Genomic DNA, 25,207 nt, shown 5'->3' with positions numbered 1-25,207 from the left:
CCTAGTACAGTTAAAGTAAGCAATATCGATCTGCTACTTTTTTATAGCCACTAAATATCTTATGTCTATTAAAGACTAAGATATTTAGTGATCTATTAATTAACGTACTACCCTCTAGAGATACAATATATGATGACAACAAATCGAAGAAGAAAACTCAGAGCTATTGATCTTTTTTCTGGTTGTGGTGGCTTAACCCTAGGTTTGAAACTTGCTGGATTTCAAGTTATAGGTGCTGTGGAGATAGATTCTCTTGCTGCCGAAACATACAAGGCTAATCATGCTGAGGTTGAGGTCTGGAATACTGACATTTGTTGTCTAAAACCTGAAGATGTTAAAAAGAAACTTAAAATTCGATCTGGACAATTGGATTTGCTTGCTGGCTGTCCCCCGTGTGAAGGATTTTCGTCAATGAGGACATTAAATGGCTCACGCAAGGTAGTTGATGACAGAAACGACTTAATATTTCAGTTCCTAAGATTTGTAGAAGCTTTTATGCCTAAAACTATAATGCTTGAGAATGTTCCTGAATTAGCTTCTGATGAGCGCATGTCTAGGTTTCTGTCTAGAATTAGAGAGCTTGGCTATCTAGTAGATACCTCTAGTGTTCGTGTTCTTAATGCCGCAGATTATGGTGTACCACAACGTCGACGTCGTATGATATTAATTGCTAGTAGGTTTGGTATTATACCATTTGCAGTACAAGAAATTAAATATATTACTGTAAGATCTGTAATAGGTTCGCTTCCTAAAGCTGGTCAGAGTGGAGATGCTTTGCATGATTTACCAGAGAGAAGAAGCGAGAAAGTCATAAAGATCATACAGCAGATACCTAAAGATGGAGGTAGCAGGAGTAGCCTTCCCCTTGAGGATCAACTTGATTGTCATAAGAAGTGTAAAGGGTTTAATGATGTTTATGGAAGAATGTCTTGGGATTCAGTAGCACCTACTATTACGGGAGGTTGCTATAATCCTTCAAAAGGAAGATTTATTCATCCTGAAGAAAATAGGGCAATAACCTTGCGAGAAGCTGCTTTATTACAGTCTTTTCCTATAAACTATATATTTTCCCTTAGGAGAGGGAAGCAATATGCTGCTGAGATGATAGGTAATGCGCTACCTCCTGAATTTATTAAGCGTCAGGCAAAAGAGATAGTGCTTCATCTGTATAATAAGTAATAACTTTTATCTCGTGAATAATTTATTTAGAGATTAACGGAGGTAGCATATGGCTGATATCAATGATGTACTTCGAAATAACCTTACAGATGAGCAGTATCTTGCGGCAAAAGATACATCTCGCGAGATACTTTGTCTAGCATGTGCTGGTTCTGGTAAATCTCGCACTTTATCTTTTCGCATTGCACGCTTAATAGCTGAAGGTGCTTTACCGTCTGATATTGTTGCGTTTACGTTTACAGAGAAAGCTGCTGAGTCCATTAAGCGCCAAGTTGCTAAAGCTTTAGAGATTTCTGGTTTGCCATCGACTATATTAGGTGCAATGTATATTGGTACTATTCATTCATATTGTCATAAGATTCTTGGGGATATGGATGCTAGATATAGACAATTTGATATTTTAGATGATAATAGATTGATACTTTATTTGATATCTAGATACCCAAAGCTTGGTATTCATCAAATTAGGAGTAGAAATAGTAATAAAAACGGATATTTCGATACTATAAAAAAGGTATCTGATGCTTGGAAAACAATGAATGATGAGATGTTGGAAATAGATATCATTAAGAAAGAGGATCGAGAATTAGGTGATTTGCTTCAGGTACTAAAAAATCAGCTTGAACGAGATCAATTTATAGATTTTTCTTTGATAGTTAATAGGGCTGTAAAATTATTGCAGATTAATGGTACGGACGCAAATCGAGCAATTGTAAAGCTTAAACATCTAATGGTTGATGAATATCAAGATGTTAATCCTGTTCAAGAAACTTTGATCAAAGAGCTACATAAGCGTTCAGACACTCTATTTGTTGTAGGTGATGATGATCAATCAATATATTCTTGGAGGGGGGCTGATGTTACTAATATATTGACATTTGAACAGCGATATTCACAGTGTAAACGCTATAGGCTTTCACATAATTTCCGAAGTACACCGGCGATAGTTCATACAGCAGATTTATTTGCTGCTGCTGAATTAGGGCCTACAAGAATTACAAAAGATCCATCTGCTGATACTCCTAATGGGCCAAGAGACTTTCGAAACCTTTGGTTTCAAACCAGGGCTGATGAGGCTACTTGGGTAGCCGAGAGAATCATGAGTCTATTGGGCTCAGCATATGAAGATCATGGCCGTGTTAGAGGCCTAACTCCTGGTGATTTTAGCATTTTGATGCGTTCGACTCGTTCATTAGAAGGGGATCAGCGACCACGTCATGCTGCGTTTACAGATGCTCTTGAGGCTTTACGTGTCCCTTTTACTTTGGAAGCAGGAGGAGGGGTATTTGAACGTCCTGAAGTAAACGTATTACGTGAGACTTTCAATTTGCTGCGAGAAAAATCGCCAGATCGCCAAACTGCGTTAGACCATTTTAATAATCAAGTTGTGCCAATTTTTCCTTTTGCTGATTTCGGTGACTTTGCTCGAATTCTTGCTGAATGGGGAAGATTGATACATGCCCCTGTGACTTCAGGTAGCCGTAGACGTGTATATCCACAGAGATTAGTGCATGAATTATTACAAGCATTTGGTATCCAAAAGACAAGAATAGACTCTGTTAAAATGCGGGATTTGGGCGTATTTAGTAGAATGATACAAGATGTAGAGTCTGTATATATAAGTATAGATACTAAGCAAAGATTTCAAGAGATATTAAATTTCCTTAATAATGTCGCTGAGACAGGATATGATACATCGACTGATGATGTTCTTCAAAGGCCTGATGCTGTTACTATTGCAACTGTTCATAAGGTAAAAGGATTAGAATACCCTGTTACTTTTATTGTTGATGTTGAGCGCCAAAGATTTCCTAATAGCATACGTAAATATGATGGCTATCTTCCTAAGAAAGTGATACAGCCAGCTCTACAGCGAGGTGCATATCAAGGGTCCCCGGATGAGGAGGCAAGATTATTTTATACAGCTTTAACGCGAGCAGAGCGGTTCTTATATGTAACAGGGAGTGAATTATTACCGGCTGGGAAATTGGTCCGGAGACCTTCACCTTTTGCTTCAAGATTGCAACATATAGAAATTAGTAAAGATCCCAGTCAACTCCCTTTGGGACTGGTACCAGCTTTACCTATTCCTAGAATTGATGAGACAGTCGTCCCTACAAGTTATTCGGATATTAAATATTATCTGCGTTGTCCTAAAGACTATCAGTTTCGTAAGAGTTTTGGTTTTAGCCCACCTGTTCCCACGTTGTTTGGTTATGGTAAGACTGTTCACACGGCTGTAGAAAAATTACATGAAATCTTTTTGCAAACATCTCCAACGGGAGATGAGGCTGAAGAGATTGCTAGACAAATATTTCATCTTAAGCATGTGCCTCCTAGTAATGATCCAGTTAATAGACCTGGGGGTTATGAGCGTGCTCAGGATAGCGCATGTAAGATAGTTCGAAAGTATGTTGAAGATTTTGTAGATGACTTTTCTCAGGAAAGAGAAGTGGAGGTGAGATTTGAAGTTCCTGTTATGCAAGCAGTTATATCTGGTTCTATAGATCTTCTGCTAAAACTAGATCAGGGTGAGAAAATAGTAGATGCACGAGTTATTGATTTCAAAGCTATGGAAGGAGGAGATAATCCTGAAGAAAATGAAGATTTGCATTGGACTGAATTAGCTCTACAAGTGCAGCTATACGCTAAGGCAGCAAGAGATGTCTTAGGAGAAGAAGCTAAAACGGGAGCAGTCCATTTACTTAAAGATGGGCAAAGGATAGATGTTCCTATTAATGATGCTGCTGTCCAATCGGCTATATCTAATGTTGAATGGGCTGTTGACCGCATCTTAAAAGGTGATTTCCCAATGCGGCCACATCATAGTAAGTGTGCCTCTTGTGACTTCAAGCTTTTATGCCCGAAGATAGCACAAGATTTTCAAGAAGAATCTCAGCCGTCGGATATATATATACCAGGAGATTTAGGGATCCAAGCAGCACGTGCATTTAGCGAATTCGAGCACTAAGTTAAGATATATAACAACCACGGCCCAGGGCATGCTGCTGCCCTGGGCCACCTGTTATTGAGCAGGTTTTATCCTTCCCAATCCCTGATCCCTATCCCCTGATCCCTGCCCCCTAGTGGTATGTCACCGTCACGGCCTTGTCGCCCACGCTGATCTGCTCGATGCACACCTGGTCGCCGTACTGCGCCATGGTCTGGGCGATGGCGGCGTCGGCCTCGGCGGCTAGGGTCTCTTTCAGCTTATCGCCCAGCTCCTGGCCTGCCACGGTGGCGGATGCCACGGTGGCGTTGGGCTTGCAGTCGGCGGCCTGGGGCTGGATGACAGCGTTGCCGGTGAGCTGCATGCCCATGCGCTCGGCGGTGAAGGCGATATCGATGGTGCCGCTGCCGAGTGTGACAGTGGTGCCGGTGATGGGCGAGTTGGGCCGGGCGGCCAGGTTGGCCTGCAGCGCGGCGTTGAGCGTGGCCGCATCGACCTGGGCCGTCTTGGATCCGCCTGCGGCGGGGGCGGCGGTGGCCTGGGCGGGCACGGGCGTGGCAGCCTCGGCAGGGGCGGGCGTGGCCTGGGTGGGCAGCGTCGCGGTGGCCTGGGCGGGCACGGGCGTGGCGGTCTCGGCAGGGGCGGGCGTGGCGGCGGCGGGTGCCTCGGTGGAGATGAGCGTGGCTGCCAGGGTGGGGATGAGCGTGGCTGGCGGGGTGGCGGTGGGCGCGCTGGCGGCGGTCTCGGCTGGGGCCTGCGCCTGCCCGGCTGGGCGGCAGCCGGCCAGCGCCAGTGCGCCGAGCAGGGCCAGCGCTATGATCGGTATTCTCATGGTGGTTCTTCCTTTGTGCTTGGGGCGGGCGCGCCGCACGAGCCGCGCCCGCCAACGTGTCTCTTGTGCTACTCCTCCTGGGTGGCCAGGGCGGGCTGGGCGGCGCTGCGCCCCAGGCGCTCGGCCAGCCACGACTGGAGCGAGTCGAGCAGGCTGTAGGCGGTGGGCACCACCAGCAGGGTCAGCAGGGTTGATGCCAGCACGCCGCCGATCAGCACCACGGCTAGGCCCTGGCGGTACTCGCCGCCCTGCCCGCTGCTGAGGATGTGCAGCCCCAGCGCGGTGGGCACCGACCCGCCGATGATCGCCACCGAGGTCATCAGGATGGGCCGCAGGCGGATCGCGCCCGCCCGCTTGATCGCCTCGTGGGTCTCCATGCCATTTTTGCGCAGCTGGTTGGTCACATCCACCAGCAGGATGGAGTTTTTCACCACCAGGCCCAGCAGCGTGATCAGGCCGACCATGCTGGTCACATCCAGCGCCAGGTTGGTGAGCTTCAGGCCTAGGAACGCGCCGATGAAGCTAAAGGGCATGGCCAGCATGATCACCAGCGGCTGGGTGAACGACTCGAACTGCGCGGCCAGCACCACGTACACAAATAGGATGGCCAACCACATCGCGCCGAACAACGTGGCGAAGGCCTCGTCCTGGCTCTCGGTCTGGCCGCCGAAGCTCACGCGCACATCGGCGGGCAGGCCCAGCGCGGCGATCTTCGTATTCAGGGCCTGCTGCAGCCGGTTCTGGTCGGCGTCGGGGGCCACGTTCGCGCCGATCACGATCTCGTTCTGGCGGTCGTAGCGGCGCAGGCTGGTTGGCCCGGCCTCCAGCGAGATCTGGGTGAGCGAGCGCAGCGGCACGCTGCCCTGGCTGCTGGGGATGGTGATCTGGTTGATCGTCTCCAGCGACTGGCGGCGCTCGGCGGGCAGCTGCACCATGATCGGGATATCCTCGCCGCTGTGCTGCCAGTAGGTGGCCACGGTGCCGTTCACCAGCGTCTGCACTAGGCTGGCCACGTCGGCGTTGCTCAGGCCGTGCTGCCCGGCCACCTCGGTGTTGAGCGTGAGCTGCACCTCGGGCTTGCCGGTGCTGTAGCTCTGGCCGATGTCGCTGAAGCCTTCGAGCGAGCCGACCTGCTGCTGCACCTGGGCGCTGATCGCGGCCAGCTCGTCGAGCGGGCGGGTGGAGTGGATCTGCACCTGGACGTTGCGGCTGGTGACGGCGGTGCTGGTGCTGCCCTCCGAGCTCTGGGCGCTGAGCGCCAGGCCGGGCAGGAAGGCCAGCTGCTCGCGCAGCCGCTCGCGCACGGCGTCGGCCTGGTGGAAGTCGTGCAGCTTGATGGTGAAGGCCGCGCTCTCCGCCGAGGTGGTGCTGCTGGCGCTGGTGTCGGTCGCGCCCACCAGAGTCTGCACGGCGGCCACGCCGGGGTCGGCCAGAATGATCGGCTCGGCCTGCCGCGCCAGGCGGTCGGTCTCGGCCAGCGACGCGCCGGGGGGCGACTGGAAGCCCAGGCCGAAGGTGTCGTTCTCCTGGGCGGGCAGGAAGGTGAAGCGCAGCGTGAAGGCCACGCCCACGCTGGCGGCCAGCACCACCACGGCCACGACCAGCGGCACCCAGCGGTGCTGCAGGCTCCAGTCGAGCACGCGCACGTAGGCGCGGGCGGTGGCCCCCAGATCGGCGTGGGCGGCCTCCTCTAGCTCGTCGGTCAGCTCGGCCTCGTCGTCGTGGGGGTGGTCGCTGCCCTTGAACAGGTGGGCCGAGAGCATGGGCGCCCAGGTGAAGGCCTCGACCAGCGAGATGGCCATGGCGCAGGCGATGGTGATGCCGAAGGTCTTGAAGATGATGCCTGCGGTGCCCGCCGTGAAGGCGGTGGGCAGGAACACCGCGATCACCGTCAGGGTCATGGCCAGCACCGAGGATGCCACCTGGGCGGTGGCGCGGCTGGCGGCCTGCACGGGCGACGCGCCCTGCTCAAGGTAGCGGAAGATATTCTCACGCACCACGATCGCGTCGTCGATCACCAGGCCCACCGAGAGCGAGAGCGCCACCAGCGACAGCGTGTTGATCGTGAGGCCAAACGCCCAGATCGCCGCGAAGGTGGCGATGATGATGATCGGCAGGCCCGCCACCGTCACCAGCGTGTTGCGCAGATCGCGGAAGAATAGCAGCACCACCAGCAGCGCCACCAGCACGGCCAGGATGGTCTCCTCGATCGAGCTGGCGATCGCGGCCTGCACCTGGATGGACTGGTCGTTGGTGATGGTCAGCTGGAGCTGAGGCGTGCGGGCGATCAGGGCGTCAAGCTCGGCCTTGGCGGCCTGGGCCACCTGCACCGTGTTGGTGCCCGCCTGCTTGAAGATCGCCAGCGTCACCGCGTCCTGTCCGTTCAGGCGTGCGTAGGTGCTGGCCTCGGCCACGCCGTCCTGCACCGTGGCCACGTCGGCCACGCGGTAGGCCGTGCCGGTGATCGGCAGGGCGGCCACATCGGCGGGCTGGGTGATCTGGCTGGGCGCGCGCATGCTGATGTTGGCGTTCTCGGATGTGATGCTGCCCAGGCCCAGGTTGGGGTTGGCGCTGGCGATCGCGCTTGTCACCTGCGCGGGCGAGATGCCGCGCGCCTGCATACGGTCGAGGTCGAGCAGCACGTTGATCTGGCGCTCCTGGCCGCCGCTGACGCTGACCGCGCCCACGCCCGATGCCCGCTCAACCGCCGGGACGAAGGTCTCGTCGATCAGGGCGCGCAGCTCCAGCGGGGTCTGGCCGCCGTCGCCAGTGATGGCGAGCTGCATGATCGGCGAGGTGTTGGGGTTGAACTGCTGGAATACCGGCGTGGCCACCCCGCTGGGCAGGCTGGGCAGCGCCGCGTTGACCTTGTCGCGGGCCGCCTGGAGCGCGGCGTCGGGCGAGACGCCATCCTGGAACTCGACGGTGATCATGGCCTGACCCTCGTCGGCCACGGATGTGATGTGGCGCACCCCGCTGATGGTGGTGAGCTGATCCTCGACCGGGCGTGCCACCTGATCCTCCATGGTCTGCGGCGACGCGCCCGCGTACTCCAGCGTCACCGCCACGGTGGCGATCTGGTAGTCGGGCAGGTAGTCCACCGGCAGCACGCTGTAGGCCAGCAGGCCGATCACGATCGCCAGCAGGCCCACCACGGTGATCAGCACGGGCCGTCGGATGGCCGTGTCGGAGAGCGCCATGCCGTGGAGCTGGGGGTCGGGCTTCTCGCTCATTCGCCACCCCCGAAGACCACGCGCACCTGCATGCCCGCGCGCAGCCCCGCGCTCGCATCCAGCGCGATCCGCACGCGGTAGGTGCGCACCTCGCCCGCCACCTGGGCGGATGAGGCGATGGTGGTGACCGTGCCGGTGTACTCCTTGCCGATCAAGGATGCCGATGTGACGTGTACCTGCTGGCCCACTGCCACCGCGCCGATGTCGATGTCGCTCACGTCCGCCTCCACATGCAGCTGGCCCGCATCTACCATGTAGAAGGGCGCGCTGCCGGATGTGCTGCTGCGGTCGCCCGGGTTCACATTCACCTGGTCGACCACGCCCGCGAAGGGCGCGCGCAGCGTGGCGTTCTCGCGGTCGAGCTGGGCCTGGGCCAGCTGGGCCTCGGCCTGGTGGATGCTGGCCTGGGCCTGGGCCGTGTCGGCCTCGCTCGGCGCGGGGTAGAGCATGGCCAGGCTGGCCTTGGCCTGATCAAGCTGGGCCTGGGCCATGGAGACGGTGGTGGCCCCCGAGGGCAGCTGGGCCTTCTGCGCCCCGGCCCTGGCCTGGTTGGCCTGCTGCTCGGCGGCCTGCACGCCGCTGGCCTCGTTTCGGCGGGCCTGCTCGGCATCCACCTGGGCCTGCTGCACAGCCTGCTCGGCCTGGCGCAGCCCGGCCTCGGCCTGCACGTAGGCGTTGTAGTACTGCTGCTGCTGCACATCGTTCAGCTTGTTGGCCTTCTTCTGGCCGGTCTTGCTGTCCGTCACCGAGGGGTTGGCCGGGTCATTGCCGGTCTCCTGCACGTAGTCCCAGTTCTTCTTAGCCGAGGCGTAGTTGGCCTGGGCCTCCTGCAGCGAGGTGGCGGCCTTCTCCACGCTGGCCTCGGCGGCGGTCTTCTGGCGCGAGAGCGTGTCCTTCTGGGTCTGCAGCGCGGCCTCGGCCTCGGCCTGCTGGGCCTGGGCGGCGGCCAGATCGGCAGGCTCGATAGACTGTGCCTGGCGCAGCGCGATCTCGGCCTGGCGCACCTGGGCCTTGGCCGCGCTCACCTGGGCCGCCGAGGGCGGGGATGTGAGCGCGGCGGCCTTGGCCTTGGCCTGGTCGACCTGGGCCTGGGCCGCAGCCACGCTCTGGTCGAATGGGCGCAGGTCGAGCACCGCCAGCTCCTGGCCCGCTTTCACCTGCTGGCCCTCTTCCACCAGCACCTGCTCGACCGTGCCCTGCACCGCGAACATCAGCTCGGCATCCTGGGCCGGGCGCACCTCGCCCAGGGCCACCGGCGCGTTGTTCAGGTCGATCGTGCTGGTCAGGGGGATGCTGGTGCCCAGCGGCGCGGCGGTGGGCAGCGCGGTGGGCGTGGCCACGGCGGCCTGCGCTGTGGCCTGCGCGCCGGTCTTCTGGCGCAGCCCCAGCCCGCATGAGGTGAGCGACCCAAGGGTGATGCAGGCGCAGATCCCAATGCCTGCCAGCGATTTCAGCTTCATGCGGTGTGCTCCTTATACTTTTCGGCGGTGGGTTGTTCGGCGGTCTGGGGCGGCGATTCGGCGGCGGGCGGCGATTCGGCGGCGGGGCGGCGGGCCAGCCGCGCCTGGAGCGCGTCGAGCATGCTGTAGGCCACGGGCACCACCAGCAGCGTCAGCAGGGTGGATGTGAGCATGCCGCCGATCAGCACCACGGCCAGTGTCTTGCGGAACTCGCTGCCCTGGCCGCTGCTGAGGAAGTGCAGGCCGATGGCGGTGGGCATCGCCCCGCCGATGATCGCCGCCGAGGTCATCAGGATGGGCCGCAGGCGGATCGCGCCCGCGTAGATGATCGCCTGCTCGAGCGCCATGCCCGCGCGGCGCTGCTGGTTGGCCACATCCACCAGCAGGATGGAGTTTTTTACCACCAGGCCCAACAGCATGATCAGGCCGATCATGGCGGTGATGTCGAGCGTCAGCCCGCTGATACGCAGCGCCAAGAACGCGCCCAGGAAGCTGAAGGGCATGGCCAGCATGATCACCAGCGGCTGGGCGAACGACTCGAACTGCGCCGCCAGCACCACGTAGACGAATAGCACCGCGAAGGCCATGGCCAGCAGCATGGACTGGAAGCCCTCGCGCTGGTTCTCGCTCTGGCCGCCGAAGCGCACCGTCACATCGGGCGGCAGGCCCAGGGCGGGCAGCTGGTCGCGCAGCTGGCGCTGGAGCGCGTTCTGATCCTGCCCAGGGGCCACATTCGCGCCGATCACGATCTCGTTCTGGCGGTCGTAGCGGCGTAGGCTGGTCGAGCCTTCCCCGCTTTCCAGCACGGCCACCTCGCCCAGCGGCACCGGCCCCTTGGGTGTGTCTAGGCTGATCTGCTGCAGCACGCCCAGGTCGCTGCGGCGCTCGGCGGGGATCTGCACCACCACATCGGTGTTCTGGCCGCCCTGCTGCAGGGTGGTGGCCACACTGCCGTTGATCAGCGTCTGCACCGCGCTGGCCACCTGGGTGTTGGTGACGCCATGCTGGCGGGATGCGTCGGTGTCCAGCGTCATCTTGAGCTCGGGCCGACCCAGGTTGTAGCTGGAGCCGATGTCGATAAAGCCGGGGATCTGCTGCATCTGCGCGGCCACCTGCTGGGCGATGCCGTTCATATCCTCAAGCGACCGGCTGGACTGGATGTGGGCCTGCACGTTGCGGTTGGTGGCGGCGGTGTTGGTGCCGCCGCGGTAGTTCTGCGCGCTGAACGAGAGGCCGGGCAGGAAGGCCAGCTGCCCGCGCAGCCGCTCGCGCACGGCCTCGGCGTGGTGGTAGTCGCGCACGCGCACCACGAAGGTGGCGCTCTCGGGCGAGCGCCCGCTGCTGGTGGTGCCGGTCGAGCCGACCAGCGTCTGCAGCGAGGCCACCTCCGGGTCGGCCTGGATGATGGCCTCGGCCCGGCGCGCCAGCGCGTCGGTGGCGTCGAGCGATGCGCCGGGGGGCAGCTGGAAGCCGATACCGAGCGTGTCGCTCTGCTGGGCGGGCAGGAAGGCGAAGCGCAGGCTCATGGCCACGCCCACGCTCACGGCCAGGGCCGCGATGGCGATGCCCACCACCGCCCAGCGGTGGCCCAGCCCCCAGCCCAGCGCGCCTTGGTAGGCCCGCTCCAGCCGCCCGTCGGGCAGCGGCTCGTGCTCGGGCTGCGCGGGGGCTTCGGCGGCGTCAGGCTGCTGCGCGCTGGGCTGCTTCTGCTCGCCGTGGAACAGGTGGGCCGAGAGCATGGGTGCCCAGGTGAAGGCCTCCACCAGCGAGATGGCCATGGCGCAGGCCACCGTCACGCCGAAGCTGCGCAGCAGCACGCCCGAGGTGCCCGAGGTGAAGGCGGTGGGCAGGAATACCGCGATGATCGTGAGCGACATGGCCAGCACCGAGGACGCCACCTGGGCGGTGGCGCGGCTGGCCGCGCGCAGCGGGTGCTCGCCGTGCTCCAGGTGGCGAAAGATATTCTCGCGCACCACGATCGCGTCATCGATCACCAGGCCCACCGAGAGCGACAGCGCCAGCAGCGTGATGATGTTTACCGTGAGGCCAAACGCCCAGATCGCCGCGAAGGTGGCGATGATGATGATCGGCAGGCCAGCCACCGTCACCAGGGTGTTGCGCAGGTCGCGGAAGAACAGCAGCACCACCAGCATGGCGGCCACCACTGCGAGAATGGTCTCCTCGATCGAGGAGCTGACCGCCGCGCTCACCTGCTGCGACTGGTCGCTGGTGACAGCGGCGCGCAGCTGCGGGTGTTCGGCCAGTAGGGCGTCGATCTTGGTGTGCGCGCCGCTGGCCACCTGCACGGTGTTCGAGCCGGACTGCTTGCGGATGGCCAGCGTCACGGCGTCGCGGCCATCTAGGCGGGCGTAACTCTCGGCCTCGGCCACGCCATCTTCCACCCGCGCCAGATCGCCCACGCGGTAGGGTGTGCCGGGGATGCGCAGGCTGGCCAGCGTCGCTGGGTCGGCCACGGCGCTGGGCGAGCGCAGCGCGATGCTCTGCGCTGCGCTTGAGATGCTGCCCAGGCCTAGGTTCACATTGGCCTTGGCGATCGCGCTGCTCACCTGCGAGGCCGCGATGCTGCGGGCCTGCATGGCCTCTAGGTCGAGCCACACGTTGATCTGGCGCAGCTGCCCGCCGCTCACATTTACCGCGCCCACGCCGGTCACCTGCTCGATGGCGGGCGTGAATACCTCATCCACCAGCGAGCGCAGCTGCAGCGGGGTCATGCGCTCGTCGCTAGTGATTGCCAGCTGCAGGATGGGCGAGTCGTTGGGGTCGACCTGCTGGAAGACCGGGGTGGAGACATTGGCGGGCAGGTCGGGCAGGGCCGCGTTGACTTTGTCGCGCACGTTCTGCAGCGCGGCCTCGGGCTGCACGCCATCCTGAAACTCGACCACCAGCTGCACGGTGCCCTCGTTTGCAATCGATGTGAGGTGCTTGATGCCGCTGATCGTGGTGATCTGGTCCTCGATAGGCCGCGCCACCTGGTCAATCATCACCTGGGGGGCGGCGTTGCGATAGCGCAGCGAGACCGAGACAGTGGCGATCGGCACATCGGGCAGGTAGTCCACCGGCAGCGAGCTGTAGGCCAGCAGTCCGATGACCACAGCCAGAAACCCGAGCACGGTCACGCCCACCGGGCGGCGGATCGATGTGTCGGCGAGCGGCATCCCATCGAGCCTGATGGCGGGGTGTGCTGTACGCATGCTTCTCCCTCGTGCGGTGGTCGGTGGCGAGCGCCGCAGGCTAGATAGCGGCCTTACTGCATGGTAAAGCGGCGGCGGTCGTGCGTCTCCCACCCTTGGGGGGGGAATGCAACCCCTCTTTTGTTGGGGGCTGTGGCCGGGCGGGCGCGCCGCGGCGCTGGTGTTCAAAAAGAGGTAGGGAAACCCCCCCTAATGGGGGCTGCCAGCGCGAGTTGCGAGATGCTATAGTCATGGCGATCACCCCAAGCCCGCAAGGAGAATGCCGATGGCACAGATGACCCTCGATACCGCGCCGTGGAGACCGGGCGCGCCGCACTACCATGTGCTCTGGCCGCTGGCGCTGGTGGTGTTGGTCGATGCCGTGGCGGCGGGCTGGATCTTGGCGATCGACCCCCCGCTGACCCAGCGGGTATCGCTGGTGGTGGCGCTCTCGACGCTGCTCACCGGCATCTTGCTGGCGCTACTGCGGCCCAGCATGGCCACCAGCCTGTTTGGCTGCTATGCGGTGCTGATGGCGGCCTCGCTGGGGCTGCTGCCCGCCGAGGTTGTTACCGCGCACCCGCCGCTATTCCTCTTTCTGATGCAGCAGAACGTGCCGCTGTCGGCCATCCTGCGTCTGACCAACGGCGTGCTGCTTGCGCCGCTGCTGCTGCACCTGACGCTCTACTACCCGCGTGCGATCAGGCACCCGCGCTGGCTGATGCCGTGCGTCTATGCGTCCACCCTCCTGCTGCTGGGGCTGGCGATCGCCGTGCCGCCCTCGTCGCAGCGCCTAGGCTGCGCGGTCGCGCTGATCATCCTCCTGATCATGCTGCTGGGCTACGCCGCCTACAACCTGATCGATGCCACCCGCGTATCCACCGCCGCGCAGCAGCATATGGCCCAGCAGGCCCGGCTGATGCTGCTGAGCTTGGTGCTCTCGCTCTCGCCGATCGTGCTGCGCATTGTGGGTCGCGTGATCGAGGTGGAGATAAACACCGACCTCATCCTGCTCACCCAGCTGTGCTTTCCGGGCGCGGTGGCCTACACCATCTTGCGCCACGATCTGTTCGGCATCGACTCGGCGCTGCGGCGGGCCATGGGCTACACCCTGGTGTCGGCGGCGCTGGTGGCGGTGTACTTTGGCCTCACCGCCGCGCTCACGCGCCTGCTGGGCCAGATAAGCCCGCCCTTCCGGATCGCCACCACGATCATGGTGCTGTTTGGGGCGGCGGCGGTGTTCTCGCCCCTGCAGCAGCGCGCCCAGGAGTGGATCGACCGCACCTTCTACCCCGAGCGCCAGATCTTCCGCGAGGCGATCGATGCGACCCGCGCCCAGCTGACGCTGGTGGTCTCGCGGGCCGAGATCGAGCGGCTGCTGGTGCACGATCTGCCGCAGCAGATCGGGGCGCTGCGGGCGCACCTGGGCGCAGGCCCGGTAGGCGCGCACCAGCGCTACGAGCACGGCTGGCATACCGAGCTGCGGATCGGCGGCGAGGTGCTGGCGCGCTACGATCTCGACCGGCGGGCCAGCGGCACCAGCTACACCGAGCAGGAGCTGCAGCAGCTGGATGCGCTGTCCCAGCAGGCCGCCCTGGCCATGGCCTACGCGGCCACCATCGAGGAGCTGGCCGCGCTCAACGACGACCTAGAGGAGCGCGTGGCCACCCGATCGGCCCAGTTGCTGGCGCAGCAGCGCGCCCTGGTGGCGCAGGATGAGCGCCAGCGGATCGCCCGCGACCTGCACGACTCGGTCAAGCAGACCCTGTTCAGCGTGGGCCTGGGGCTGCACGCCGCCCACAGCATGCTGGGCCGCAACCCCGAGCAGGCTGCGCGGGCGGTGCTGGCCCAGGAGGAGCTGGTGGTGCGCGCCCAGCGCGAGCTTGGCGAGCTGCTGGTGCAGCTGCGCACCCCCGCCGAGGACCGCGCCGATCTGACAGCGGCGCTGGCGGCCTGCGCCAGCCAGATAGCGCGCCAGCACGGGCTGGCTATCGCGACGCGGCTCGACCAGGCCCCGCTGCTGCCCAGCGCGCACGTGCACGAGCTACGCCAGATCGTGCGTGAGGCCCTGCACAACACCGCCAAGCACAGCGGGGCATCCTCGGCGCTGCTCTGGCTGGAGGCCGAGCCGCATGGCATCACCATCACCGTGGCCGACGAGGGCTGCGGATTCGACCCGCAGTCGGCGGGCCGCGCCACCATGGGCCTGCGCGGCATGCGCGAGCGGGCTGCCATGGTGGGCGCGGCGCTGGGCGTGGCCTCGTCGCCAGGCAAGGGCACCCGGATCATCATCAGTCTACGGAGGGCAGTATGAGTGCAGAGAATCCGATCACCATTGTTATCGCCGACGACCACGAGGTGGTGCGGCTGGGGCTGCAGCTGACGATCGGCGGCGAGGAGGACATGCAGCTGGTGGGTGAGGCCGTCAATGGCGAGGAGGCGATCGAGATCGTGCGCAAGTGCCTGCCCAGGGTGGTGCTGCTCGATATCGAGATGCCCAAGATGGATGGCATCGCCGCGCTCAGCGCCATCCGCGCCGAGCACCCCGCCATGGTGGTGCTGATGCTGACCAGCTACCGCGACGATGCGCGGCTCTACGCCGCCCTGCGCGCCGGCGCCAGCGGCTACCTGCTGAAGGAGATGGGCGGCGGCGCGCTGCTGGCCGCCATCCGCGGCGCGGCGCGCGGTGAGCCGCAGCTGCACGCCGATATTGCGCGCCGCCTGATGGACCGCGTCGCTCCGCCGAGCGACCCGCTGGGCGATCTGACGCTGCGTGAGCGCGAGGTGCTGCAGTATGTGGCCCGCGGCATGAGCAACAAAGAGGTGAGCGCCGCGCTCTCGCTCACCGAGCACACCGTGAAGGGCTACATGCGCGACATCCTCAGCAAGCTGGGGGTGGAGGACCGCACCCAGGCGGCCCTGCTGGCCGTGCGCTACGGCCTGATCCACCCTGACGACCTGCTGGAGGCGGCGAGCGCGGCCTAGATTAGATGGTGTGTGATCGCCCAGGCGATCGTCTCGGTGCGCGACTTCACGTTGAGCTTGAGGTAGAGCTTGGTGAGCCGCTTCTCGATCGCCTTCTCGCTCAGCGACATCTGGTCGCTGATCTGCCGATTGGTCTTGCCTGCCGCCAGCATCTGCAGCAGATCACGCTCGCCAGGGGCCAGCTGGGCCTCGGCGTCGTTTGGCAGGTGGGCTGGCTCGGTCAGGTGGGCTGGCTCGGGCATGTCGCGCTGGCGCTCGGGCCGGGGCAGCGTGGCGTGGTCGATATCGTTCAGCAGCGAGAACATCTGCTCGTAGGTCTCGTCGGGCGTGCTGGCGCCCTGCTGGTCGTGCTCGGCCACTGCGACCCCGATCACGCCGGTGGGCGTGTGGCTGGCATCGCGTGTGGGGATGCAGCGCACCTTGAAGCGGATCTGGCGGATCTCGACATTGGAGGTGCGCTCTGCGCCATGCAGCGATGTGTGGATGAAGCCGATCAGGTCGGGGAAATCGTAGGCCAGGTCGTAGACCGAGCGCCCGATCAGGCTTTCGGGCTGCACCTTCAGCAGCGCCAGCGCCTGCCCGGCGATAAAGCTGATCACGCCCGCGCTGTCAATCACGCAGAGCACCACCGGCGTATGGGTGAGCAGCGTGCGCAGGTACAGCTCGGTCTGGCGCTGGCGGCCTAGGAACACCGAGGTGATATGGCGCTGCTCGTCGAGGATGTGCCTGCGCATGCCCGAGGCGAAGCCCTCGAAGAAGGCGCTCTGGAAGAGCAGCAGCTTCGAGAGCGTGCGCGACTCGCTGCGCATGGGCAGCAGGCTCGGCGCGTGCTGCTGAAACAGCGCGGCGCTCTTTTTGGCGCTGTCGGGCTGGTGAAACCCAAGCTCCACCAGTTTGACGCCGATGGCGTATGGCTCGGCGTCATCGTGCGCGTCGGACTGAAGGGCCTTGCAGGCACGGAGCAGCAGCGCTTCGAGCTGCTGCTCTGTGCCAGTGGCGGCCTTGGGCGCGCCGCCTAGTAGCTCGTACCAGCGGCGGGCGATCTGCTTGTAGCTCTGTTGGAAGCCGTGCGGGCTATGGGGCTGGGCTGAATAGGGTAGTGCTGTCATGATGATGGTTCTACCTTGCCAGGGTACATGCGCCCGACATTGCGCGCTGCGACCGCTGATTGGCCCGAATCTGCGCGATAGCTCTGGCAGTTCGGCCCGGCTACACAAAGAAAAAAGCAACACTCGTTCAAAGTGAACTCGTTTGCTTCTCTGCACAACGCTCCAAGAAATTGTTAGGGTATTGGATTGAGGATGGGATGTTTTGGTGTTCGCTCCTTTTATGGCAGGGGCGGGCATCCCGTTGCCCCGCCAGGTGATATGTTCTCGACCGAGCATTCCTACATGCTTGGCGTAGGTGTGAAGAGGGCCTGGGGTCGCGGCCTCGCGAGAAACACCCTTGCACTTCTACGCAATGACGAGTTTTACTGGGTGGTATTTTGTTCATCTACGCCTGGGATATGACATATTGCGGGATAATATGCCAATATCTATATCTTATGAACGTATAGCTAAGATGATGGTGATATCGCGAAGAATCCGAAAATACCAAAAGCAAACTGTTTTTGGCAATGTGCTAGCTGTGTATGAGTTGTAGAAATGATCACCCAACAGAATAAGGCGGGGATGTATTGCCGCTGTCAGGTGGTGCTACGATGCCAGCTGGCTGTCATGGCCAAGGCGCTATCGTTATGGTGCTTGGTTAAGAGAAAGTAGTTCTATGGTAGAAGATCATAGCCGTGCTGTCTCCCTCCTGTAGGGGGGGATGCTCCCCCCTCCTTAGTAGTGCACGTTTATTTTCGCTACCCGTGTTTTGAAAATAGTGGGGTGTTAACCTCCCATATATGGCTCTGCAAAGGGTGATGGACGTTACAGTAGATTACTTCGCTAGGCATAGTATACACGCGATCCTTCTCCCATGGCAAGCCTCACCCCCCCAACGGGCGGGCGGGCTATCCCTACCATGTGGGCGGGATTTCTCCGTTGACAGTCCCACCGCCTTTCTGGTTTACTATAGTCACTTATCAAATCGCAACTTTCACAAGCGCACAACCCGAAATTACATCGGCGAATACATCAGCGAGTTGAACGCAGCGTCGTGTTCATACGAGCCGCCGGGCCATCAGCTGCGGCGGTAAGGCGCGGACACTTTCCAACGTAGGGAGTGCATGTGTGGCCCACAGTGTGGTGGGCCGTTGTCATGTATCGTCCTAGCGCTGGGGGTGTCCGCTTTGCTATGGGTTTTTCTGGCCGCGCGCGCCGCCGCAGGCCATATTCCCCTGTGCCAAAGCCTGGCCCCCTTCCCCCAAGCCCTTTCATTCCTTCGTAGTCCGGTTTCACCGTAAGGAGAAGGAGTCTGCCCTATGGATCATGTGCACGAGAACGGGAAAGATCGCTCTGCAGGGGCTAGCCAGCGCAGCGCTGGCGATGCGGCCCACGAGCCGATTGCGATCATCGGGCTTGGCTGTCGCTTCCCGCAGGCCAACGGGCCGCAGGCGTTCTGGAAGCTGCTGCTGGATGGGGTTGATACGATCAGCGAGATTCCCAGCACCCGCTTCAAGATCGACGACTACTACGACCCACGGCCTGGCACGCCGGGCAAAATGGCCACGCGCTGGGGCGGCTTCATCGACGAGGTCGACCGCTTCGACAACTACTTCTTCGGCATCTCGCCGCGCGAGGCCGAGACGATCGACCCGCAGCAGCGCGTGCTGCTGGAGGTCTCGTGGGAGGCGCTAGAGGATGCGGGGCAGATCCCCGAGCGCCTGAAGGATGTGTCGGTGGGCGTGTTCATGGGCCTGTGCAACAGCGACTACGGCAACATCCTGTTTGACGACATCAACGGCATCGACCTCTACGTCTCCAGCGGCAGCGCGCACAGCGTGCTCTCGGGGCGGCTCTCCTACGCGCTGGGCTTCCAGGGCCCGAGCATGACGGTGGACACCGCCTGCTCGTCCTCGCTGGTGGCGGTGCACCTGGCCTGCCAGAGCATCTGGACCGGCGAGTCGAAGCTGGCGCTGGCGGGCGGTGTGAACCTGATCTTCTGGCCGAACACCTACATGGGCTTCGCACGAGCCAACATGCTGGCCCCGGATGGCCGCTGCAAGTTCGGCGACGCCAGCGCCAACGGCTTCGTGCGCAGCGATGGCGCGGGCGTGGTGGTGCTGAAGCCGCTGGCCGCCGCGCTGGAAGATGGCGACCCGATCTACTCGGTGATCCGTGGCTCGGCGGTGAACAACGACGGCAACAGCGGCGGCCTGCTGATGACCCCCAGCCAGCCCGGCCAGGAGGCGGTGTTCGCCGAGGCCTACCGCGTGGCTGGCATCACTCCCGGCGACGTGGCCTATGTGGAGGCCCACGGCACCGGCACCAGCGTGGGCGATCCCACCGAGATCCAGGCGCTGGCCAAGGTGCTGGGCCAGGGTCGCCGCGAGGGCCAGCCCTGCCTGCTCGGCTCGGTGAAGACCAACATCGGCCACACCGAGGGCGCGGCGGGCATCGCGGGCATGATCAAGGTGGCGCTGGCGCTCAAGCATGGCGTCATCCCGCCCAGCCTGCACTTCAACACGCCCAACCCGCACATCCCCTGGGATGAGCTGCCCGTGCAGATCAACACCCAGACATCCGAGTGGCCCGGCTACACGCCCACGCCCTACGCCAGCGTCAGCTCGTTCGGTATCTCGGGCACCAACGCCCACATCGTGATGTCGGCGCTGCCCCCGGCGGCGGTGAAGCGCCCCGAGGCCAAGCGCCTGGCCCCGCCGCCCGACCGCCCCACGGTGGTGCACGACCCGGCCTACCTGCTGCCGCTCTCGGCGCAGAGCAAGGATGCGCTGCTGGGCCTGGCGCGCTCGTACAGCACATTCTTCCAGGAGGGTGAGAAGGCCGCCTCGCTGCACAACATCTGCTACACCGCCAGCGCCCGCCGCACCCACCACGACTACCGGCTCTCGCTGGTCGGGCGCTCGCCCGCCGACTTCGTCGAGCAGATCGACCTGCTGCTGAGCGAGGAGAGCGAGGAGGCCAAGTCGGGCACGCCCACCAGCCGCTGGATCGGCGAGAAGCGCAAGAAGCTGGTATTCGCCTTCTCGGGCCAGGGTTCGCAGTGGGTGGGCCTTGGCCGCCGCCTGCTGGTGTGGGACCCAGTGTTCCGCGCCGCGATCGAGCGCTGCGACGCAGTGATGCGCGAGTTTGTCGACTGGTCGCTGATCGACGAGGTGATGGCCGACGAGTCGCAGTCGCGGCTCAGCGAGGTGGATGTCATCCAGCCCTTCATCTTCGCCACCCAGGTGGCCCTGGCCGAGCTGTGGCGCTCGTGGGGGGTTGAGCCGGATGCGGTGGTGGGCCAGAGCATGGGCGAGGTTGCGGCGGCCTACGTGGCCGGGGCGATCAGCCTGAAGGACGCGGCCCGGATCATCTGCATGCGCAGCAAGATTGTGAAGAACAAGAACGGCGCGAGCAAGGGCGGCATGATGGTGGTCGGCCTCTCGCTCGAAGAGTCGAAGAAGCTGATCGAGCCGTACTCCGAGCTGGTCTCGATCGGCGTCAGCACCAGCCCGGTCTCCACCGTGCTCTCGGGCGACACCGACATGCTCGACAAGATCATGAGCGAGCTGGACCAGCGCAACGTGTTCTGCCGCCGCATCAAGGTGGACTACGCCTCGCACAGCCCGCAGGTCGACCCGCTGATCCCCGAGCTGACCGAGGCGCTGAAGGATGTCGCGCCGCGCGCTGGCACCATCCCGATGTTCTCGACCGTCACCAACAGCATCACCGACGGCAGCAACTTCGATGTGAACTACTGGGTGCACAACCTGCGCGACCCCGTGCTGTTCTCCTCGGCCATCCACAAGCTGCTGGATGACGGCCACGAGATCTTCCTGGAGATCAGCCCCCACCCGGTGGTGATGAGCGCGATCGAGCAGAGCCTGAAGTTCCTGGGCCGCAGCGGCAAGGTGCTGCCCTCCATCCGCGAGGGCGAGGGCCGCGCGTTCATGCTCCGCTCGCTGGGCGAGCTGTACACCATGGGCTACCCGGTCGACTGGCAGCGGCTCTACCCGGCGGGCGGCGAGATCGTGCCGCTGCCGGCCTACCCCTGGCAGGGCGAGAAGTTCTGGATGAACCCCGACGCCGACGCCGCAGGCGACGGACGCCGCGCCAACGCCAAGGGCCTGCTGATCGGCCAGCACATGCACTCGGCCCAGTCGGCTGGCCACTTCCTGTGGGAGACCAGCCTGGGCCTCAAGAACTTCGCCTACCTGACCGACCACCGCGTGCAGGGCGCGATCGTGCTGCCCGCCGCCGCCTATGTGGAGATGGCGCTCTCGGCAGCCTCCGAGGCCTTCGGCCCCGGCTCACACAAGGTCGAGAAGGTCGACTTCGAGAAGGCGCTGTTCCTGCCCGAGCAGGGCAGCCGCCGCATCCAGCTGATCGTGGCCCCCAACACGCTGGGCGGCGCATCCTTCGAGTTCTACAGCATGCAGGACAGCGCCCCCGGCCAGCAGCCGACCTGGACCCGCCACGCCGCTGGCCTCATCCGCGTGGCCCCGGTGGGCGCGATCGCCCCCAGCCGCGAGCCGGAGGACATCGCCCAGATCCGCGAGCGCTGCGCCCAGGTCATCCAGCGCCCCGAGTTCTACGCCTCGATGGATGCGCGCGGCCTGCAGTACGGCCCGATGTTCCAGGGCGTGGATGAGATCGCCTGGCAGCCCGGCGAGGCGCTGGGCAAGCTGACCATGGCCGACGCGGTGAAGGCCGAGGGCCACGGCTACCAGGTGCACCCGGCCCTGCTGGATGTCTGCTTCCAGATCCTGGCGGGCGCGATGCTGGGCGACGCCGACAAGACCGGCGGCGGCACCTACCTGCCCGTCCACCTCGGCGGCATCCAGCTCTACGGCAGCCCCGGCGAGAGCGGCGTGTGGGGCCACGCCTTCTACCAGTCCAGCGCCGACATGGGCGACGACTGTGTCGAGGGCGACGTGTTCCTGCTCGACGAGTCGGGCGCGCTGGTGATGGAGGTGCGCGGCCTGCGCGCGATGAAGCTGGAGCGCTCGGCGGCCGCCAGCGCGCCCAAGCTGGACGACTGGCTCTACGAGCCGCGCTGGGAGCAGCAGCCCTTGGTGGCCCCCGAGGCCGCCAAGGCCGCCAAGCCCGGCGCGTGGATGCTGTTCGCCGACCAGGGCGGCGTGGCCCAGCAGATCAAGGCCAAGCTGGAGGAGCGCGGCGAGACCTGCGTGGTGGTGAGCGACACGGTGTCCGACGGCACCTACCTGATCGACCCGACCGACGCAGACTCGTTTGCCAAGCTGGTGAAGGAGGCGCTGCCCGAGGGCCAGAAGGGCTGGCGCGGCATCATGCACCTGTGGAGCCTGGATGCCCCCGCGTCCGAGAGCCTGGTGCTGGCCGACATGCAGCGGGTCAACGAGCGCGGCAGCTTCTGCGTGATGAAGCTCATCCAGGCCCTGGCCGCCAGCGGCAGCAGCGTCTTCCCCAAGCTCTGGGTGGTCACGGCTGGATCGCAGGCGGCGGGCGCGCCGGGCGAGCTGGTGTCGGTGGCGCAGGCCCCGCTGTGGGGCCTGGGCAAGGTGGCCGGGGTCGAGCACCCCGAGCTGCACTGCACCAAGGTCGACCTGAGCTACGCGCCCAGCGAGATCGAGGTGGATGCGCTCTACGCCGAGCTTTGGGGCGAGAGCAAAGAGGATCAGGTGGCCCTGCGCGGCAGCGAGCGCTATGTGCCGCGCATCGTGCGCAGCTCGGCGGATGAGTGGATGGCCCAGCGCGAGCAGCTGACCTTCGACGATGCCTTCCGCCTGGAGATCACCACCCCGGGTATTCTCGACAACCTCACGCTGCGGCGCTTCGCGCGGCGCAAGCCCGGCCCCGGCGAGGTCGAGCTTCGCGTGCGGGCCGCTGGCCTCAACTTCCGCGAGGTGCTGATCGCGATGGACATGCTGCCGCCCGTGATGAAGGGCGCGATGGACATCGGCTGGGAGTGCGCGGGCACCGTGGTGGCTGTGGGCGAGGGCGTGACCGATGTGAAGGTGGGCGAGGACGTGATCGGCATCGCGGCGGGCTGCTTCGGCTCGTATGTCACCACCAGCGCCACGCTGGTGGCCCGCAAGCCCGACCGCCTCACCGCCGAGCAGGCCGCCACCATCCCTGTGGCCTTCCTGACGGCCTACTACGCGCTCACCTACCTTGGCCGCATGGAGAAGGGCGATAAGGTGCTCATCCACGCCGCCGCCGGTGGTGTGGGCCAGGCCGCCGTGCAGCTGGCCAAGCAGGCCGGTGCCGAGATCTTCGCCACCGCAGGCTCGGATGAGAAGCGCGCGCTGCTGCGGGCGCAGGGCGTCGAGCACATTATGGACTCGCGCTCGCTCGATTTCGCCGACCAGGTGATGGAGATCACCGGCGGGCGCGGCGTAGACTTGGTGCTGAACTCGCTGTCGGGCGACTTCATCCCCAAGGGTCTGGCCACGCTCGCCCCCGGCGGGCGCTTCCTAGAGATCGGCAAGGTCGATATTGTCAAGAACAGCCAGCTGGGTATGCACCAGCTTGAGAATAACATCTCGTTTATGACCATCGACCTCGGCCAGATGTTCGTGACGCGGCCCGATGTGTGGGCGCGCTTCCTGCGCGAGATCATCGCCCTGTTCAACGCGGGCGAGATCGAGCCGCTGCCGATGCGCCACTTCCCGCTCTCGCAGGCCCCCGAGGCCTTCCGCTTTATGGCTCAGGGCAAGCACATCGGCAAGGTGGTGCTGACGATGGACGAGGATGTCCTGCCCGTCGCCCCCGCCAAGAACGTGAGCTTCCCCGAGAACGCCACCTACCTGATCACCGGCGGCGCTGGCGGCCTGGGCCTGAGCGTGGCGCAGTGGATGGTGGACGCGGGCGCGCGCAACCTGGTGCTGGTCGGGCGCAGCGGCGCGAGCGCGGCGGCGTCCGAGTTCATCGCCAAGATCGAGGAGCGCGGCGCAAACGTGGTGGTGATGAAGGCCGACATCTCGAATACCCAGCAGGTCGATGATCTGCTGTCCGAGGTGCGGCGCACGCTGCCGCCGCTCAAGGGCATCTTCCACGCGGCGGGCGTGCTGGATGACGGCATCCTGGTCCAGCTCACCCCCGAGCGCTTCAAGCCCGTGATGGCCCCGAAGGTGGATGGCGCGTGGAACCTCCACACGCTGACCCTGAAGGACGAGCTGGATTACTTCGTGGTCTTCTCCTCCTGCGCCTCGGTGCTCGGCTCGCCGGGCCAGGCCAACTACGTGGCGGGTAACTCGTTCCTCGACGCGCTGGCGGCCTACCGCCGCGAGCTGGGCCTGCCGGGGATGGCGATCAACTGGGGAGCCTGGGCCGATGTGGGCCTGGCCATCCGCAGCGACCGCGCGCAGAACCTCGATCAGCAGGGCGTGCTGCCCTTCAGCCCCGCGCAGGGCGTGCAGCTGATGGAGAAGATGATGCAGCGCAACCCCACCCAGATCATGGGCGTGACGATGGACTGGCCCAAGGTGCTGGCGGCCTACAACTCGCCGATGCTCTCGGTGATCGCCGCCGAGCAGCAGTCCACCGGCGATGCGGCGGCCAAGCGCCGCACCGACGGCCTGACCCAGGAGAAGCTGCTGCAGGCCGAGCCTTCGGCACGCCGAGGCATGGTCGAGACCTTCCTGCTGGAGCAGGTGGCCAAGGTGCTGCGCACGTCCAGCTCCAAGTTGGATGTGAACCTGCCGCTCAACAAGATGGGTATCGACTCGCTGATGGCGGTGGAGCTGAAGAACCGCATCGAGACCGCCATCGAGCTAAGCCTGCCGGTCACCACGCTGCTGCAAGGCCCCAGCGTGGCCCAGCTGGCCGATGTGCTGATGGAGCAGCTGCCCGCCGATGAGGCCACGGCCGAGGCCGCGATCGCCAGCGAGGCCGAGGTCGAGGAGATGAGCGACGAGGAAGTCGATGCGATGCTCAGCTCAATGATCGACGACAAGTAGCTGGTCGAAACGGGGTGGCGCGGCAGCCGCTGCGCCACCTCGATGTACGCTTTCCTGGCATGGTTCCCGCGATGGTGCGGCAGCATGCTGCTTGGCTCAGGGGTGTTCCTGGAATCCAAAACCCAATGCGGACACCTTTCATGAAGATTCTAGAAGCGGAAGAATGTTTCCATGAAGGATCCGGGAGGATTCTAGAAGCGGAAGAATGTTTCCATGAAGGATCCGGGAAGATTCTAGAAGCGGAAAAAAGTTTCTAGAACGATCCGGGAAGATTCTAGAAGCGGAAACATCCTCCTGCTACCTGTCTGTCCATCGTTGCAGAACAAAACGACCGATCCCAAAGGGA

Annotated in this window: 9 protein-coding genes and 1 pseudogene; 5 read left to right on the top strand and 5 right to left on the bottom strand. The window is 62.9% G+C overall.

What is annotated here, in order from left to right; genetic code table 11:
- The first annotated feature begins 132 nt into the window (after positions 1 to 132).
- Together F8S13_06480 and F8S13_06475 are read left to right on the top strand one after the other, a co-directional pair.
- On the top strand, positions 133 to 1,179 hold the full coding sequence (locus F8S13_06480) for a DNA cytosine methyltransferase (GenBank protein ID KAB8144683.1): 1,047 nt from the start codon (positions 133 to 135) through the stop codon (positions 1,177 to 1,179).
- 49 nt (positions 1,180 to 1,228) lie between these two features.
- Positions 1,229 to 4,150, top strand: a complete 2,922-nt coding sequence (locus tag F8S13_06475) for an ATP-dependent helicase (GenBank protein KAB8144511.1) — start codon at positions 1,229 to 1,231, stop codon at positions 4,148 to 4,150.
- A 501-nt stretch (positions 4,151 to 4,651) separates the two neighbouring features.
- Here F8S13_06475 and F8S13_06470 read toward each other — a convergent pair.
- The 4 genes and pseudogenes from F8S13_06470 to F8S13_06455 all read right to left on the bottom strand — a co-directional run bounded on the left by F8S13_06470 (position 4,652) and on the right by F8S13_06455 (position 12,866).
- A pseudogene (locus tag F8S13_06470) lies at positions 4,652 to 4,900 on the bottom strand (hypothetical protein).
- Positions 4,901 to 5,029: 129 nt separating this feature from the next.
- Entirely contained in the window at positions 5,030 to 8,194 is a 3,165-nt protein-coding gene (locus F8S13_06465) for an efflux RND transporter permease subunit (GenBank protein KAB8144510.1), read from the bottom strand.
- Positions 8,191 to 9,654 (bottom strand): HlyD family efflux transporter periplasmic adaptor subunit, encoded by a 1,464-nt coding sequence (locus F8S13_06460; protein KAB8144509.1) that lies wholly within the window; start codon positions 9,652 to 9,654, stop codon positions 8,191 to 8,193. Before F8S13_06460 ends, F8S13_06465 begins: the two co-directional genes overlap by 4 nt.
- Positions 9,651 to 12,866 (bottom strand): efflux RND transporter permease subunit, encoded by a 3,216-nt coding sequence (locus F8S13_06455; protein KAB8144508.1) that lies wholly within the window; start codon positions 12,864 to 12,866, stop codon positions 9,651 to 9,653. The genes F8S13_06460 and F8S13_06455 overlap by 4 nt, the downstream gene beginning before the upstream one ends.
- A 259-nt stretch (positions 12,867 to 13,125) precedes the next feature.
- On the opposite strand from F8S13_06455, the gene F8S13_06450 reads away from it, so the two are divergent.
- Positions 13,126 to 15,159, top strand: coding sequence for a sensor histidine kinase (locus tag F8S13_06450; protein ID KAB8144507.1), 2,034 nt, complete (start codon positions 13,126 to 13,128; stop codon positions 15,157 to 15,159).
- Positions 15,156 to 15,830, top strand: a complete 675-nt coding sequence (locus F8S13_06445) for a response regulator transcription factor (protein KAB8144506.1) — start codon at positions 15,156 to 15,158, stop codon at positions 15,828 to 15,830. Before F8S13_06450 ends, F8S13_06445 begins: the two co-directional genes overlap by 4 nt.
- On the opposite strand, the gene F8S13_06440 is transcribed toward F8S13_06445, so the two are convergent.
- The gene (locus F8S13_06440) at positions 15,827 to 17,215 is read right to left on the bottom strand and encodes a PAS domain-containing protein (GenBank protein KAB8144505.1); all 1,389 of its coding nucleotides are present in this window, start codon (positions 17,213 to 17,215) and stop codon (positions 15,827 to 15,829) included. The two genes, F8S13_06445 and F8S13_06440, sit on opposite strands and share 4 nt — an antisense overlap.
- A 1,025-nt stretch (positions 17,216 to 18,240) precedes the next feature.
- Here F8S13_06440 and F8S13_06435 point away from each other — a divergent pair.
- Complete coding sequence (locus tag F8S13_06435; GenBank protein KAB8144504.1) at positions 18,241 to 24,861, top strand: type I polyketide synthase; 6,621 nt, start codon at positions 18,241 to 18,243, stop codon at positions 24,859 to 24,861.
- Positions 24,862 to 25,207 lie beyond the last annotated feature (346 nt).

Source organism: Chloroflexia bacterium SDU3-3, assembly GCA_009268125.1.
Classification (GTDB): Bacteria; Chloroflexota; Chloroflexia; order Chloroflexales; family Roseiflexaceae; genus SDU3-3.
Note: the sequence above shows the minus strand (reverse complement) of the source record. Positions and strands in the feature narration are given on the sequence as shown.

Coding starts and splice junctions, on each gene's coding strand:
- F8S13_06480 (KAB8144683.1), top strand. CDS start 133: ATGACAACAAATCGAAGAAGAAAACTCAGAGCTATTGATCTTTTTTCT.
- F8S13_06475 (KAB8144511.1), top strand. CDS start 1,229: ATGGCTGATATCAATGATGTACTTCGAAATAACCTTACAGATGAGCAG.
- F8S13_06465 (KAB8144510.1), bottom strand. CDS start 8,194: ATGAGCGAGAAGCCCGACCCCCAGCTCCACGGCATGGCGCTCTCCGAC.
- F8S13_06460 (KAB8144509.1), bottom strand. CDS start 9,654: ATGAAGCTGAAATCGCTGGCAGGCATTGGGATCTGCGCCTGCATCACC.
- F8S13_06455 (KAB8144508.1), bottom strand. CDS start 12,866: ATGCGTACAGCACACCCCGCCATCAGGCTCGATGGGATGCCGCTCGCC.
- F8S13_06450 (KAB8144507.1), top strand. CDS start 13,126: ATGCCGATGGCACAGATGACCCTCGATACCGCGCCGTGGAGACCGGGC.
- F8S13_06445 (KAB8144506.1), top strand. CDS start 15,156: ATGAGTGCAGAGAATCCGATCACCATTGTTATCGCCGACGACCACGAG.
- F8S13_06440 (KAB8144505.1), bottom strand. CDS start 17,215: ATGCTCGGTCGAGAACATATCACCTGGCGGGGCAACGGGATGCCCGCC.
- F8S13_06435 (KAB8144504.1), top strand. CDS start 18,241: ATGGATCATGTGCACGAGAACGGGAAAGATCGCTCTGCAGGGGCTAGC.